Below are 16,070 nucleotides of genomic sequence, written 5' to 3'. Positions count from 1 at the left end.
TCCTTTGGTAGCAATAAACTGATTTATAAAGAAAAACGGCTGGCGAGTAAAACCGGCCGGCCGTTGCTTTGGTTGTTTAGGCACTACGAAGCTCTCTGCGAAGAATTTTACCCACTGTAGATTTAGGGAGCTCCTCTAGTATCGTTATCGATTTTGGCACTTTGTAGTTGGTCAATTGCGTTTTACAGTGTTCGACTAGATCTTCTGTCGATACATCCCCTGAAAGCGTAATATAAGCACATACTCGCTCTCCTGTCTTATCATCGGGCTTGCCAACAACGGCGGCTTCCATCACGCTGGGGTGCGACGTTAGCACATCTTCTATTTCGTTTGGATAAACGTTAAAGCCTGAAACAATAATCATGTCTTTTAAGCGGTCTACAATCTTAATTGCGCCAGATTCTGTGCGAATACCGATATCACCGGTTTTGAAGAAGCCGTCTTCGGTCATTACCTTTGCGGTTTCATCATCCCGATTCCAATAGCCCATCATAACTTGCGGTCCGCGCACCGCTATTTGCCCAGACTCCCCCTCTGCCACAGGTTTGTCGTAGCTATCGAGCAGGGCTACCTCAGTGTCCTCTAGCTCATGGCCGACTGTGCCTATTTCTTCTTTTCCTGGAATGTTGAATGAAACCACGGGCGCGGTTTCAGACAAGCCATAGCCCTCGGTAATAGTATTCCCTGTTACGTCTCGCCAAATTGATACTGCAGCTTGGGTGAGCGCAGTACCGCCAGACATAGTGAGATGAAGATTAGAAAAATCGAGCTTTGCAAACTCTGGATGTCGACCAAGACCAACAAAAAGCGTATTTATACCCATAAAGGCGGATATTTTATGAGGTTTAAGTGTTTGAATGAAACCGTCGATGTCTCTTGGATTCGGGATAAGAATAATGTGCGTGCCTTTCGCAAATAGCGCCATCATACCGACCGTAAACGCATAAATATGATAAAGCGGCAACGGGCACACCAACACTTCTTCGCCGTCTTTAAAACCTTCACCTATGCGATCAAGCATCTGAATACAGTTAGCCAATACGTTTTTATTGCTGAGCGCAGCCCCTTTAGAAACTCCAGTAGTGCCGCCGGTGTATTGCAGCATGGCGAGTTCGTCTAATTTTATTGAAGGGCGAGAGAATGAGGGCAGTGCACTTCCCATTTCAATTGCTTTGCTAAAAGAAACCGTCCCGTCAAGAGATGGCGCTGTACTAGGGTCTAGTAATTCTGTTGCTGATGTCGTAATGACAGTCTCGATACCAGTATCATCTTTAATGTTGGTAAACTTAGGAAGTAAGTCACTTAAGATTACTAAGGCTTTTGCACCGCTATCGGTAAACTGATGCGTCATTTCACGCTCGGTGTAAAGCGGGTTAGTATTTACTACGACAAGCCCTGCGCGTAGTGCGGCATAAACGACAATAGGGTTTTGGATAAGGTTAGGAAGCTGAATGGCCACTTTTGTACCAGGAGTCAGTTTTGCTTCGTGTACAAAATAGCGCGCTAATGCAGACGACTTACTGTCGATATCGGCAAAGGTGAGAGTTTGCCCTAGGGCCGTATATGCAGGTTTATCAGCGAACTTCTCTAAAACACTTTCGATATAGTCGGCTAGGCATGTCACATTATCAGGGTAAGTTATCATATTGCTTATTCCTAGTAAGGCAAAGGGTATAGGGTATACTCCTTACATTAGCAAACTTAACTTTTTATTTACATCAGAGTTGGCTTATTTAATAGTATAAGTCCTACTTATTAACGTTAGCTGGAACTATCACTAAAGTAGCTGTAAAAGTATCCTGCACAGAAGCCAGCGAAACACTGTGCTATAAGTCCTAGCGTCGAGCGAGCGCCTGCAATAAGGGTGACATTTAAAATAGGCTGCATGGCTAGCAGCATAAATAGGAAAGAAAGGCCGCCTGCAGCAGCAAAAAGAATGAATCGTGTAGCGCTGCTCGTGTCTTTTACTTCGTGAAGGCTTAGGCGTTTGACGATCAAGTGCGTTATTAGAAAAGCCAGCAGTAAAGTTACGGCGATAATAGCACCGTAAGTGGGTAAAAGGCCTAAGGCGTCTTGGCGTATCATGAAAAGCCAATCACTAACATTTAACTCGACGCCAATTTGCACCAGACCCACTAAAACAGAAATTGAATGAAATACACTTGCAAGTAGGAAACCGACTGTCCAAGATGGGACAAAATGAAAAATTGCGCGGCGAGTTAGGTTTCTCATGTATTGCATTCCAAGATTCGTCTGTTATTACCATGTATTAACTATCGACAAAGCGCAACAAGAACACTAAATGTAGCTATATTGCGACTAATAGCTACGCACATCTTTGTAGCTTAAATTAGATTAGCAACGGTAAGCGAGGACAATTACAATGAAGTCAGTGCGAACTATAAAAAGATTTTTGATTTTCGCGCTAGCTAGTGGTGCGTTTTCGCAAGCTCTGGCGGCAAGTCTCGTTTCTGACGCTGCTGTCGACCCCACACATAACACCCAAAAGCATGCAGTTACAAGCGATGTCCCGGCTTCTTTAAAAAGTTTTGCTAATAACGTAGTAACAGAGAACTTATTAACCTCGCTAGCCTTTCCGAAGGCTATGACAACTCTTGTAGACCAAGAGAAAGCAACTACGCATACATTGGTAGTAACAAGAGATGGTGAACTCGTTATTCTTGATGACAGCGGAGACATATCTAGATTTTCTTTAGCACTTGATGACTTGTATACGAAAGGCCAGGGAGGCGTGCTAGACATTCTTATCCCTTCCCAGTTCCCCGCCAATTCCACTGTATTGCTTAGTTATTCCAAGGGTAGTGATGATGCTAACCGTCTTGCTGTAGTAAAAGGTGAGCTTTCTCTCACTTCTGGCATTAGTAATATTGAACCCGTAATTGAAGTAGCGCAAACAAAAGATACGCCTGTGCACTACGGCGGGAAGCTTCTTCAGCTTAGAACTAGTGATGCAAGCCAAGAACAGGGCTTCCTAGTCACTACCGGTGACGGATTTGATTACCGAGAGCAAGCACAGGTTGTTAGCTCACAGTTAGGTAAAGTGCTAGGGTTTACACTATCAGGTGAACCGTTAACGAATCCTTCTTTCTCTAAAAGCCCTTACGTATACACTTTGGGACATCGCAACCCTCAAGGGTTAGTGCAGGGGCCTAAAGGGCAAATATTTCTGCATGAACACGGACCTGATGGCGGCGACGAAGTGAACCTGCTTCAAAAAGGCGCGAACTACGGTTGGCCAGTCGTTACGTTAGGGAAAGACTATTCAGGTGCAAGAATTTCACCTTTTTCAACTTACCCAGATATGACAGACCCCATTGTGGACTGGACACCGTCCATCGCGCCGTCATCTATGGTTTACTACTCTCATGATCAGTATCCAATGTTGACCAATACATTACTAGTTACCAGTTTGAAAGCGAAAGCCTTGTATGCGGTCAATAAAACTTCGAATAAGTATGTTTCTACAAAGATTTTTGACGCATTAAAAGTAAGGTTAAGAGACATCGCGGTCGATGGTGAAGGCAACCTTCTTCTTTTGACCGATGGGGAAAGTGCCAAGGTGATAAAAGTCTCACCCAGACAGAATAAAGCACAATAAAAGATCAATAAACTGAAATTTTTTTTCAAATTTGATGGTAATTTGAACTGGTCTCACCATAAACAGAATGAATCTTTGTCATAAGTACAACACTATTATTTATCTTTATTGGTCAAACCATTCTTATTAAAAATGATTTTGTACTTCAATCTTTGTTTTTATAAGTGACTGAAATTAAAAGTTAAAGATTGTTTTCGACAAAAAGTCATTTTTTGCATCTATGCTCGTTGATGTTGATTTAACTTTGGTTTGAGCAGTTGCATAACCAACTGATTACTTTCAGTCATTACGTAACTGCTAAAAATCAGTTAAAATATCCCTCATTTTTATATGCGTATAGCTAAGACCGACTTAACACTACGCCCAAGTAAAACTAAGACCGAGAGAACTATATGAGTTTGTATTCAGAATATCTGGCAGAGATCGAAACCCGTAAAACGGAATTAGGTCTTAACCCTAAGCCAATTGACAGTGCAGAGCTGCTGTCTGAAATTATTGCTCAAATTAAAGATACAACAAACGAGCACCGCGAAGACTCTCTAAAATTCTTTATCTATAACACCTTGCCAGGAACTACGCCTGCTGCAGGTGTTAAAGCACAATTCTTAAAAGAAATTGTACTTGGCGAAGAAAAAGTAGAAGAAATCACGCCAGAGTTTGCACTTGAGCTACTTTCACACATGAAAGGTGGTCCGTCTGTAGAAGCACTTCTAGATCTTGCTCTTTCTGATGATGAAGCCGTTGCCAAGCCTGCAGCTGAAGTGTTGAAAACTCAGGTTTATCTATACGAAGCCGATACTGAGCGTCTTGAAACGGCATTTAAAGCAGGTAACGCGATTGCTAAAGACGTGCTAGAAAGCTACGCAAAAGCTGAATTCTTTACCAAGCTTCCTGACGTTCCAGAGAAAATCGAAGTAGTGACCTATATCGCTGCTGAAGGTGATATTTCAACTGACCTTCTTTCTCCAGGTAACCAAGCGCACTCTCGTGCAGACCGTGAACTTCACGGCCAGTGCATGATTTCTCCTGAAGCGCAGCAAGAAATTGTTGAGCTAGGTAAAAAGCACCCTAACGCAAAAGTTATGCTTATTGCTGAAAAAGGCACAATGGGTGTAGGTTCTTCACGTATGTCTGGTGTGAACAACGTAGCACTTTGGGCTGGTGAGCCTACAAGCCCTTACATTCCTTTTGTAAACAAAGCGCCAATTGTTGCTGGTACTAACGGTATCGCACCTATCTTCCTTACTACTGTAGACGTAACTGGTGGTATTGGTCTTGACCTTAAAAACTGGGTTAAGAAAACAGACGAAAATGGCGAAGTGGTTCGCGATGCAAATGGCGACCCAGTGCTTGAAGAAGCTTACTCTGTTGCAACTGGTACGGTACTGACTATTGATACCAAAGCGAAGAAGCTTTTCAACGGTTCAGAAGAACTGGCTGACGTATCTGCCTCATTTACTCCTCAGAAAATGGAGTTCATGAAAGCGGGTGGTTCTTACGCTGTAGTATTCGGTAAGCAGCTACAATCTTTTGCTGCACGTACACTAGGTGTTGAAGCTCCAGCAGTTTATGCGCAATCGAAAGAAGTTTCACACGAAGGCCAAGGCCTTACTGCTGTAGAAAAAATCTTTAACCGCAATGCGGTAGGCGTAAATTCAGATGCGCCGCTTCACGCGGGCTCTGACGTTCGCGTTAAAGTAAACATTGTGGGTTCTCAGGACACTACTGGCCCAATGACCTGCCAAGAACTAGAGTCTATGGCGGCATCAACTATTTCACCTACTGTTGACGGTGCATACCAGTCTGGTTGTCACACGGCGTCAGTATGGGATAAGAAAGCACAGGCTAACATTCCTAAGCTAATGTCATTCATGAACAACTTTGGCGTAATCACAGCACGTGATCCTAAAGGTGTTTACCACTCAATGACTGACGTTATTCACAAAGTGCTTAACGACATCACAGTAGACGACCGCGCCATCATCATTGGTGGTGACTCGCACACTCGTATGTCAAAAGGTGTAGCATTCGGTGCCGACTCAGGTACGGTTGCATTAGCACTTGCAACGGGTGAAGCGGCAATGCCAATTCCAGAGTCTGTGAAAGTGACCTTTAAAGGTAGCATGAAAGAGCACATGGACTTCCGTGATGTGGTTCACGCTACTCAAGCTCAAATGCTTAAGCAATTCGCTGGCGAGAACGTGTTCCAAGGTCGTGTAATTGAAGTACAAATCGGTACTCTACTTGCTGACCAAGCGTTTACGTTCACAGACTGGTCTGCAGAAATGAAGGCGAAAGCATCAATCTGTATCTCAAATGACGAGACAATGATTGCGTCACTTGAGCTTGCTAAGAGCCGTATCCAAATCATGATCGACAAGGGTATGGATAACGAAGCTAACATGCTTCAAGGTCTAATTGACCTTGCTGACAAGCGTATTGCTGAAATCAAGTCTGGCGAAGTACCAGCGCTTGCACCAGATGATAACGCTAAATATTACGCAGAAGTGGTTATCGACCTAGATCAAATCGATGAGCCAATGATTGCTGACCCAGACGTAAATAACGAAGACGTATCTAAGCGTTATACTCACGACGTTATCCGTCCAGTTTCTTATTACGATGGTAAGCCAGTAGACCTAGGTTTCGTAGGTTCTTGTATGGTGCACAAAGGCGACATGCAAATTATCGCACAAATGCTGCGTAACCTAGAGAAGCTTAACGGCTCTGTAGAGTTTAAAGCGCCACTTGTTGTTGCGCCACCTACATACAACATCGTTGACGAGCTAAAAGCAGAAGGCGACTGGGAAGTACTTGCGAAATACGCAGGCTTCGAGTTCGACGATGCTAAGCCTAAAGAAGCTGCGCGTACTAAATACGACAATATTCTTTACCTAGAGCGTCCTGGATGTAACCTATGTATGGGTAACCAAGAAAAAGCTGAGCCAGGCGATACAGTTATCGCGACATCTACACGTCTTTTCCAAGGTCGTGTTGTAGCTGACTCTGCTGAGAAGAAAGGTGAATCACTACTAGGCTCTACGCCGCTAGTAGTACTTTCAACCGTACTTGGTCGTTTCCCAACGACAGAAGAGTACAAGCAAGCAGTTGCAGGCATTGACCTAACTAAGTTTGCTCCACCTTCTGAAGACTTGGCAGTTAAGCCTAAGTTCGAAGCAGATGTAGCCGTTAAGCGCGTATAAGCACTTACCGCTAAACAAGACATTAAAAAGCCCCAACCAAGGTTGGGGCTTTTTTATACATGAAATTATGGGGTCAGAGTACTTTAACGGAGCAGCAGCTCAAAGAATTGGAGTCAGAGTACATTTTTCTGAAAAGTACTCTGACCCAAATCCTTTATTGAATAATACGTAACCAAACACTACCCTCATTCAATACGGCGAGATGTGTTCATTGTGTACTAAGGAAAGGTAAGCTATGAAAAATGTTAAGATATTAATTGTCCTGCTCACGACATGCTTTGCTTTCGTGGGCTGCAGTACGACAAGCATGGTACACACTGACAAATGCATTGAACAGATTGATGAGATCGATACAAATAGTGCAGAAGTGGCTAATGCACGTTTACAGCATTGTCTCGATGAATCCTATCAAGCAAGGCGAGCAGAACGTTCAGTGCCTGGTGCATTGTTTGGCGACCTAATGGTAGCAATATTGCAGCGAGCGTTCTCCAACAGAAACTGAATTTTTAAATAATGGGGTCAGAGTACATTAGTTAAAAAGTACTCTGACCCCATTTATTATCTATTGTGGGTCGGTTGCTACAAGTTCGTCAAGTATACCAAGTAGCAGCTTGGTGCCGGTGCCAGAGGCTATTGCGTCAAATACATTCTCTACATTTTTACCGTGCTGACCGCCCGCTAAGTCGCTAATTGAACGGATAATTAACCAATCCACATCGTTCACAAAACTTACCTGTGCTACGGTTGCCGACTCCATTTCTGCAACATCAGCTGTGTAGACGTCACGCAGCCACTCGCGGTATTTAGCGTTGTCTACGAATACTGAACCTGTTACTCCATTTCCACCTATATCAACCAGTATTTCCTTACCAGATGGCATAGTGATAGGCGGGATCTTTTTGAGCGCGCGTTTTGCCATGTCTAACAATGTTTTATCGGCAGTAAAATAGGGCATTCTTTTGCGGGTATCCCATCCTTCTTTAACTACAGCCACTTCAGTAGGATGAATAAAGCCTAAGTTTTTATAGTTTGGCGAGTGCTTATCTGTCTCCCGTCGCACTTTGTAGTATTCGAGTTGTTTAGCGTAATAGTCCGGAAGCTCATAGGTGCTAGCATCATTCTTTTTCGGGTTGATATAGACGGATTCATCGTGAAAGTACCAACGTTCAGGTACTGCGATATCACCCGGTGTGTATTTGGGGTTTATGGCCCCAGCAATACCCATCATAACCAGCTTATCAATAGGGAAATAATCCAGTGCCATCTGTACGGTCATTGCTGCGTTGGTAATACTGACACCCGTACTAAATACAACAATGGGCTCACCTTTGTAGGTGCCTAGCTGGTACTTAACCCCTTTAATATAAACCGTTTGCGTAATTTGAGCGTCGTCCATAGTCGCAAACGCGGTGTCAATGGCTTCAATTTCTGGCTCGTAAGCAGCAACCACGGCTGTCCATTTGTTTGTAACATTGGAAAAATCTTTTGGACCGTACTGGCTAGTATCGTCATTTGCTAAAGACGATAGCGATATACACACGAATAAAATAAAACTACTTAAGCGCATAGTGACCTTATTTAACCCATTTATGCACCAAACAGGTGCGGACAATGAAAAAAGAACGAGTCTAAAAGCCTTGGAGTGCTATAGGCAAGGCTCAAGACAACAATATTAAATATGTTGGCAAGGTTCGGGCCAATAATAGGGTCAGAGTCGCGACTCTGACCCTATTATTGTTATGCAAAATCGCTGTTTAGTACTTATACTGTGTTATCAATTGTTTACTGATCTTTAGAGCGCTAATGTCGCAGCAGTACACCACAGAACCCGAATCTTTTGGCGAAGTTACAGCGACCTTGCGAAGCGCAGGGTTCAAAATTTTGCTGGTTTTTTCTCTACTGATACTCGTGGTTATTGCTATTAAACAACCCGATAACCTTTATGTGGCGTCGTTTTTTGGTCTTTCGTGGTGTGTCATATCTGCAGTAGGTCTCACCTTTCCTAAAAAACAGGAACTATTAGCAAAGTTATGGGCCTTACTCACGATTCCAGTGGCCCCTTACTTGGTCATAAGCAATGGACTTATGCCCGCAGCCCTTGCACCTATTGCCACTATATTTCCTATTTTGTTGCTTTCTAATAGCTGGAGAGGGGGGGCCATGGTGGTGCTCGCAAGCTGCACCTTTCTGGTCCCTTTCTACGATAAACCCTACGATGAAGGTCTTTGGTTAAGGTTATGTCTAACAAACGTGATTGTTTCCCTAATCATCTATGTTTTAGCGAGCCAATTGGAGAAAGCTTTACTAGAAAGTAAAAAGAAAACCCTCGAGTTAAACCGAGCGCTCGAGAACGAAAAGCAAGCGTCGGCTGCACAATCACGATTTCTTGCTACCATGTCACACGAGATTCGCACGCCATTAAACGGTATTTTGGGATTAACCGATGTAGTGCTATCTCATGAGGTATCGGAAAGTGCACGGCCTAATCTGGAGAAGATTCAGCGTTCAGGGTTATCGCTTAACCGTATTTTGAACGACATATTAGATCTCTCTAAACTGAACGCAGGTAAGCTCGCGCTGGAGAACATTCCTTTTAATCTAAAAAGTACTGCGAAAGATTGTGTGGCGTTTTATGCGCAATTGGCGCAGAACAAAGGAATTTCATTACGAATAAATGTAGACAAGGCATTGAATACCAATGTGGTGGGTGATGCTACTCGCCTCTCACAAGTGTTAAACAATTTAGTGAGTAACGCGATCAAGTTTACACATAAGGGCAGTGTAACCCTCGGGCTATCGAAAGGTGAAGCTTCGAAGACCCACCAATTTATAAGATTTTCGGTAAAAGACACGGGAGAGGGGATTGACGTTGATGAACAAGAGCGCGTATTCGACGCATTTACCCAAGCGAACAGCAGCATAAATCGGGTACACGGAGGTACTGGACTTGGATTACAGATAGTAAAAAGTTTAGTTGAAGCAATGGGCGGCACCGTGTATCTAAAAAGCGCTGTTGGCCAGGGGAGTGAGTTCTACTTCGAATTACCGTTTGAGATTACAGATAGAGTAATTGGCACTAAAGAACAGAACAGCAAACCGTCGTTTTCAAACCTTACTGTTTTGGTTGCAGAAGATAATGACATTAACCAGGTTGTCGCAAAATCCTTGTTAGAAGACACAGGATTAAAAGTCGTGATAGCAGATAACGGCAAAGAGGCAGTGGAAGTCGCACAAAAGCAGCATGTCGACCTGATTTTAATGGACCTACACATGCCTGAAATGAACGGCTCTGAAGCCGCTCTAGCGTTGCGACAAGCAAACATTACTATTCCTATTATAGCGTTCACTGCCGCGGTAGTTGCCGAAGAAATAGATAAAGCACTAGCATACGGGATGAATGGATATCTCACAAAACCCGTCAATAAAGCGGAACTACACGCTGTGCTAACTAAATATTTGGGCGGAGAAATGTCTACAGAAAGTTCCTGTATTGCTAAAGGAGAATATACAGAGTAATGTGGCTATGAAAGTGTCATAAATCCGAATAAACCCCTGTTACTCAATAGATAAAAATAAAAGTTCGCTTGGCCCAGTCAAGTAAATAGCATTACTACGAAAAGCAAAGCGTCTTATAAAAGGATTTAAGTTTGAAGTCACAAATACATATTATAATTGCCCTGCTATTTCTTGCTTTCACGAGCCTTCCTGCTAACAGCGAAACAGGCAGCGACAGCCAGCGTTACGAACGGAAGGTAGAGAAACTCCAATCTAAAGTGCTAAACGAGCAACGAGAAGTGGTTGTTCAGCTTCCAAAAGGTTATGCCGAAAACCCCGACAAGAAATACCCCGTTATTTATCGTCTAGATGGTGCGGGAAATCTTACTATGATGAATGCAGTGCTAGAATCGCTGCAATCTCAGAATGCTGCACCGGAAGTCATTATAGTCGCCATTGAAAATACCGACCGACTTCGCGATTTATATCCCACGGCAAATGAAGATCCAAACGGACCTGTAGGCTATGGCGGTGGCGGTGCAAACTTTCTTTCCTTTATCACCACTGAGCTTATGCCGATGGTAGAGAAGAAATATCGCGTGCATGACTTTCGAGTGATAGAGGGTGCATCAGCCGGAGGTGTATTCGCGTTGTACGCACTTACCCAGAAACCTGAGCTTTTTAACGCCGCGCTGTCTTACAGTGCTGCGGTGTGGTGGAACTATGGCGCATCTGCAAAAAGTACGGTTGAATTTTTAAAATCAGCCAATCACTTAGACCACTTCATTTACACGTCTATCGGCAATGAACGCGCGCCCATGCGCCCATACTACAACGATATGATTTCTGGAATGCGGGCAAATCAACCTGCCGGATTAAGATGGGAGAACGAAGCCTACGAGGGGGTTACCCACAATCTGATCTCAGCTGCGTCAACTTTCAGCGCTTACCATCATTTGTTCTTATCAGCTTATTTAAGGCCGCAGCAGTTCAGTGGAGATATTAAGAGTATTCAAGACTATTACGCCCGTGTTTCAAAGCAGCGAGGCGAGAAACTCGACGCGCCGGAATGGGTTATTCGCGAGTTAGGTTATCACTATGTGGGTAAACAAAATTACAACAAAGCCATCGCCTTGTTTAAATATGATATTGCTGAGTATCCTAAAACGCCAGACGCTTATAATGGCTTAGCCTATGGTTACGAGCAGATGGGCGAGTACAAAAAAGCGCTGGAAAGCGTGAATCAGGCTTTAGCACTTTCTACGCCTGAGCACGATGGCCATCAGGTTTATATGAATAGGCAAAAACGCTTACAGTCTTTATTAAAGGAATAAGTTACCTTGAAACACACTGGTAAATGTAAATATTTAAACAAGTTCGCAACCACAGTGGTATTAATTGGGGGCGTTTTAGGCGCAAGTGGATGTAGTACCGTCACGACAGGACAAACCGATCACTGTATTGAGCAAGCTCGTAATGCAGATGTTCACGGCGTTTACACTGCCGATGAGCAGCTAAATGCTTGCTTAGAGACCAATCAATCAAGACGAGACAAAGAAAAAACTATGGGGGAAGCTTTTGCTGAAGACGTACTTATCTCTGTCATCGATATAATTACTGACTAAAGTTTTTATACGCTAAAAAACCTTCTTACGTACAGTTATAAAAACAAAGAAGGCAGAGTAATTTACTCTGTCTTCTTTGTTTTTGCTTCTCTATTAAAAGCGTTGAAGCAAGCAAAGGTTAATACTTTACAGGAAGAGTCGATGCGAAATTTTTTGACGGCTGTATGTGTACTTTTAGTCACTGCCATAGCTAACGTTAATGCTAATCACATGCTCGATACTGTCGAAGGGCTGCAGCTTGCTAAGCAATACAATCAAAGTCGCGCCGATATTAATGTAGCTGACTATTGGGTTAGTGAGAAGCTAGACGGTATTCGCGCAAGATGGAACGGTACTGAACTACTTACCCGTAATGGGAACAAGATATTCGCGCCAACATGGTTCACCGCCAACTGGCCAGAAACCACTATTGACGGCGAACTTTGGATAGGAAGAGGGGAGTTTGAACGTACAGCTTCTATTGTGCTTTCAACGTTGACAAACATCGAGCCGCATTCTGTCGCCAATGCTTCATCTAGCACAGTCTCTTCAGCAGACACTATTGCCGCAGCAAATTCTCTATCTGCAAAACGCTGGGCCAAAGTTAGATTTATGGCCTTTGACATGCCTATGATGGGTGAGCCCTTTGGTCGGCGACTCAACATGCTTAACAGCCTAAGTAAATCTACACCTAATCCAACGTTTGCAGTTATCCCTCAATTTAAGCTTACGTCTATTGCTTCACTTGATAAAAAGCTGAAGCAAGTAACCCAGGAAGGCGGAGAAGGGTTAATGCTTCATCATGAACAAGCGCTGTACACATCCGGGCGAAGTGACAAGTTACTCAAAGTAAAACGCTTTGAAGATGCCGAAGGGAAGGTACTGGCATTGCTTCCGGGAAAAGGACGATTTAAGGGAATGATGGGCTCGCTTCTTGTAGAAACGCGAGAAGGCATTCAATTTAAATTAGGAACGGGCTTCTCAGAAAATGAGCGCCAATCTCCGCCCGCTATCGGTAGCTGGGTAACCTTTAAGTACTGCGGCTTAACCAAAAATGGAAAGCCAAAGTTTGCAAGCTATCTTCGCACTAGACCTCAGACAGACTTGCCCAATTAACACTTATTTACTGCCAGTATAGTCACAATGAACTTACTGTTGTTAATCGTTTACGGTTTGCTTCAATTGAAGAAGCATCGTGTACAGCTAACCCCTTGTCTTTAAGTCACTAAGCCCTATAACTTTACTACATGTTAATTGCTAAAATGACTTTGCTTATTTCTTTTTAATCGCTTTTTCCGTTTAGAGGTAATGGTATGAATAGCGATTATAAGTGAATTAAAAGGGCGCTAAATTTAAAAAATGAGCCCGTGAAGTTATACTGTTGATGATTTATTAAACACACCTTGCGTCAAGTGCGTACAAGACCGTTTACTCCCATTGCGCAAGCTAACTTAGAGGAAGAGACTGTGTTACAAGACTATCGCAATCACGTTGAAGAACGTGCCGCTCAAAATATTCCACCTAAACCGCTTAACGCTGAACAGGTAGCTGGCCTGGTTGATTTATTAAAGAACCCGCCAGCAGGCGAAGGGGACTTTCTTTTAGAACTGCTGTCAGAACGCGTGCCACCTGGGGTTGATGAGGCAGCTTACGTCAAAGCTGGTTTCTTAAGTGCTATTGCAAAAGGCGAAGACAGTTGTGAGCTTATCTCTAAAGAGAAAGCCGTTGAACTGCTAGGAAATATGCACGGTGGCTACAACATTGCCACTTTAGTAGAGCTACTTGATGATAAAGCGCTTGCGCCGTTGGCTGCGAAAGAGCTGAAACATACCCTTTTAATGTTTGATGCTTATCACGATGTGGAAGAAAAGCACAAAGCGGGTAACGAGTATGCCACTGACATCATCGAATCTTGGGCTGAAGGTGAGTGGTTCACGTCGCGCAAGTTAATGGACGATAAAATCACTTACACCGTGTTTAAAGTAACAGGTGAAACGAACACTGATGATTTGTCGCCAGCCCCTGACGCATGGTCTCGTCCAGATATTCCTCTGCATGCCCTGGCAGCTTACAAGATGCCACGCGAAGGTTTAGATCCAGAAGAGCCTGGTGTTAAAGGCCCAATGGCGCAAATAGAAGAAGTAAAAAGTAAGGGATACCCTGTTGCTTTCGTCGGTGATGTAGTCGGTACCGGCTCGTCACGCAAGTCGGCCACTAACTCTGTGTTGTGGTTCTTTGGTGAGGACTTACCGGGTGTGCCTAATAAACGAGGCGGCGGTGTGTGCATTGGTTCAAAAGTCGCGCCTATCTTTTTTAACACTATGGAAGATGCTGGTGCATTGGTATTTGAAGCCGATGTTGAAAAAATGAACATGGGTGATGTAATAGACATCTATCCGTTTGAAGGCAAAATCACCAACCACGAAACCGGTGAGCTTCTTGCAGAATACAGCTACAAGTCGAAGGTGATTCTGGATGAAGTGCGCGCAGGTGGACGTATCAACCTGATTATTGGTCGTGGCCTTACCGAGAAGGCGCGTGAGACACTAGGTTTAGGCCCAACGGATTTATTCCGTACGCCTGAACAGCCAAAAGACAGTGGAGCGGGTTTCTCGCTAGCGCAAAAAATGGTGGGTAAGGCGTGCGGTGTTGAAGGTATTCGACCAGGTACCTACTGCGAACCTAAAATGACAACCGTGGGTTCGCAAGATACCACGGGGCCAATGACCCGCGATGAGCTTAAAGACCTAGCCTGTCTTGGCTTTACTGCCGATTTAACCATGCAATCATTCTGTCACACCGCCGCTTATCCAAAGCCGGTGGATATAGAAACCCAGCACACGCTCCCTGATTTTATAATGAACCGCGGTGGCGTATCGCTTCGTCCTGGTGACGGCATTATCCATAGCTGGTTAAACCGCATGCTGCTACCTGACACAGTAGGCACGGGAGGGGACTCACATACTCGTTTTCCATTAGGTATTTCGTTCCCTGCCGGCTCTGGCTTGGTGGCGTTTGCAGCAGCAACAGGCGTTATGCCTCTAGATATGCCCGAGTCGGTACTGGTGCGATTTAAAGGCGATATGCAGCCGGGCATTACGCTACGCGACCTAGTACATGCCATACCGCTGTACGCCATAAAACAAGGTCTGTTAACGGTAGAGAAAAAAGGCAAAATCAACGCCTTCTCTGGCCGTATTTTAGAAATCGAAGGGTTAGAAAACCTTACTGTAGAACAGGCATTTGAGTTATCCGATGCATCGGCAGAGCGTTCGGCAGCAGGTTGTACTATTAATCTTTCTGAAGCGTCGATTGCTGAATACTTGCGTTCAAACATTACCATGCTTCGCTGGATGATTAATGAAGGTTACGGCGACCCGCGCACATTAGAGCGCCGAGCGCAAAAAATGGAAGAATGGTTAGCCAACCCAGAATTAATGCGCGCCGATGCGGATGCTGAATATGCGGAGATTATCGAAATTGACCTTAACGATATTAAAGAGCCTATCGTTTGCTGCCCTAACGATCCGGACGACGCGAAAACCTTATCTGACGTTGCAGGCGACAAGGTAGACGAGGTATTCATTGGCTCGTGTATGACAAACATTGGCCACTTCCGTGCAGCCGGCAAATTGCTTGAGCAATACAATAAAACGCTGCCTACCCGTTTGTGGATGTCACCACCGACTAAGATGGATAAGGCCCAGTTAATGGAAGAGGGGTATTACAACATTTATGGTCGCGTAGGCGTGCGCACCGAGATGCCGGGGTGTTCACTTTGTATGGGTAACCAAGCTAGAGTTGATGCAGGCACCACTGTGCTTTCAACATCTACTCGTAACTTCCCTAATCGCTTAGGCGATGGGGCCAATGTATATTTGACCTCAGCTGAGCTCGCTGCTGTGGGTGCTATTGTAGGGCGCATCCCAACTGCTGAAGAGTACATGGAATACGCCAGCAAAATTAACGCAATGTCGGGTGAAGTATTCCGCTACTTAAACTTCGACAAAATGCCTAGCTTTAAAAAGGCAGAAGAGGAAGCGAAAGCGCGCATTATTCCAACGTTGAATGTTGCTTAAAATAGTGTATAAACTACAAAGCCGGTTGCCTACGTGGTGACCGGCTTTTTTTATGGCGAAAAGGAATGTC

At 44.2% G+C, this 16,070-nt stretch carries 11 protein-coding genes; 8 read left to right on the top strand and 3 right to left on the bottom strand.

Annotation, left to right across the window (positions count from 1 at the left end; all coding sequences use genetic code 11):
• Window positions 1-76 precede the first annotated feature (76 nt).
• Together ACXAER_RS06775 and ACXAER_RS06770 are read right to left on the bottom strand one after the other, a co-directional pair.
• On the bottom strand, window positions 77-1,645 hold the full coding sequence (locus tag ACXAER_RS06775) for an AMP-binding protein (protein ID WP_474827775.1): 1,569 nt from the start codon (window positions 1,643-1,645) through the stop codon (window positions 77-79).
• Window positions 1,646-1,761: 116 nt separating this feature from the next.
• Entirely contained in the window at window positions 1,762-2,232 is a 471-nt protein-coding gene (locus tag ACXAER_RS06770) for a hypothetical protein (protein ID WP_474827773.1), read from the bottom strand.
• A 151-nt stretch (window positions 2,233-2,383) separates the two neighbouring features.
• On the opposite strand from ACXAER_RS06770, the gene ACXAER_RS06765 reads away from it, so the two are divergent.
• The 3 genes from ACXAER_RS06765 (at window position 2,384) to ACXAER_RS06755 (ending at window position 7,324) form a co-directional block, all read left to right on the top strand.
• Complete coding sequence (locus tag ACXAER_RS06765; RefSeq protein WP_474827771.1) at window positions 2,384-3,619, top strand: PQQ-dependent sugar dehydrogenase; 1,236 nt, start codon at window positions 2,384-2,386, stop codon at window positions 3,617-3,619.
• 392 nt (window positions 3,620-4,011) lie between these two features.
• On the top strand, window positions 4,012-6,822 hold the full coding sequence (locus ACXAER_RS06760) for a bifunctional aconitate hydratase 2/2-methylisocitrate dehydratase (RefSeq protein ID WP_474827769.1): 2,811 nt from the start codon (window positions 4,012-4,014) through the stop codon (window positions 6,820-6,822).
• 235 nt (window positions 6,823-7,057) lie between these two features.
• Entirely contained in the window at window positions 7,058-7,324 is a 267-nt protein-coding gene (locus ACXAER_RS06755) for a DNA ligase (RefSeq protein ID WP_474827767.1), read from the top strand.
• A gap of 60 nt (window positions 7,325-7,384) precedes the next feature.
• On the opposite strand, the gene ACXAER_RS06750 is transcribed toward ACXAER_RS06755, so the two are convergent.
• Complete coding sequence (locus tag ACXAER_RS06750; protein ID WP_474827765.1) at window positions 7,385-8,389, bottom strand: 5'-methylthioadenosine/S-adenosylhomocysteine nucleosidase family protein; 1,005 nt, start codon at window positions 8,387-8,389, stop codon at window positions 7,385-7,387.
• A 236-nt stretch (window positions 8,390-8,625) separates the two neighbouring features.
• On the opposite strand from ACXAER_RS06750, the gene ACXAER_RS06745 reads away from it, so the two are divergent.
• From ACXAER_RS06745 to acnB, 5 genes are all read left to right on the top strand, one after another.
• Window positions 8,626-10,338 (top strand): ATP-binding protein, encoded by a 1,713-nt coding sequence (locus tag ACXAER_RS06745; protein ID WP_474827763.1) that lies wholly within the window; start codon window positions 8,626-8,628, stop codon window positions 10,336-10,338.
• 131 nt (window positions 10,339-10,469) lie between these two features.
• On the top strand, window positions 10,470-11,651 hold the full coding sequence (locus tag ACXAER_RS06740; RefSeq protein ID WP_474827761.1) for an alpha/beta hydrolase: 1,182 nt from the start codon (window positions 10,470-10,472) through the stop codon (window positions 11,649-11,651).
• Window positions 11,652-11,657: 6 nt separating this feature from the next.
• Complete coding sequence (locus ACXAER_RS06735; RefSeq protein ID WP_474827759.1) at window positions 11,658-11,942, top strand: DNA ligase; 285 nt, start codon at window positions 11,658-11,660, stop codon at window positions 11,940-11,942.
• Between the two features lie 141 nt (window positions 11,943-12,083).
• On the top strand, window positions 12,084-13,037 hold the full coding sequence (locus ACXAER_RS06730; RefSeq protein WP_474827757.1) for a DNA ligase: 954 nt from the start codon (window positions 12,084-12,086) through the stop codon (window positions 13,035-13,037).
• Window positions 13,038-13,387: 350 nt separating this feature from the next.
• Window positions 13,388-16,000, top strand: coding sequence for a bifunctional aconitate hydratase 2/2-methylisocitrate dehydratase (acnB, locus tag ACXAER_RS06725; RefSeq protein ID WP_474827755.1), 2,613 nt, complete (start codon window positions 13,388-13,390; stop codon window positions 15,998-16,000).
• Window positions 16,001-16,070 lie beyond the last annotated feature (70 nt).

This window comes from Alteromonas sp. AWJ4_199 (genome assembly GCF_056159165.1).
Note: the sequence above shows the minus strand (reverse complement) of the source record. Positions and strands in the feature narration are given on the sequence as shown.

Bases quoted from the DNA above. Each gene is read 5' to 3' on its own strand.
- ACXAER_RS06755 (WP_474827767.1), top strand. From the start codon at position 7,058: ATGAAAAATGTTAAGATATTAATTGTCCTGCTCACGACATGCTTTGCT.
- ACXAER_RS06770 (WP_474827773.1), bottom strand. From the start codon at position 2,232: ATGAGAAACCTAACTCGCCGCGCAATTTTTCATTTTGTCCCATCTTGG.
- ACXAER_RS06775 (WP_474827775.1), bottom strand. From the start codon at position 1,645: ATGATAACTTACCCTGATAATGTGACATGCCTAGCCGACTATATCGAA.
- ACXAER_RS06750 (WP_474827765.1), bottom strand. From the start codon at position 8,389: ATGCGCTTAAGTAGTTTTATTTTATTCGTGTGTATATCGCTATCGTCT.
- ACXAER_RS06760 (WP_474827769.1), top strand. From the start codon at position 4,012: ATGAGTTTGTATTCAGAATATCTGGCAGAGATCGAAACCCGTAAAACG.
- ACXAER_RS06745 (WP_474827763.1), top strand. From the start codon at position 8,626: ATGTCGCAGCAGTACACCACAGAACCCGAATCTTTTGGCGAAGTTACA.
- ACXAER_RS06730 (WP_474827757.1), top strand. From the start codon at position 12,084: ATGCGAAATTTTTTGACGGCTGTATGTGTACTTTTAGTCACTGCCATA.
- ACXAER_RS06765 (WP_474827771.1), top strand. From the start codon at position 2,384: ATGAAGTCAGTGCGAACTATAAAAAGATTTTTGATTTTCGCGCTAGCT.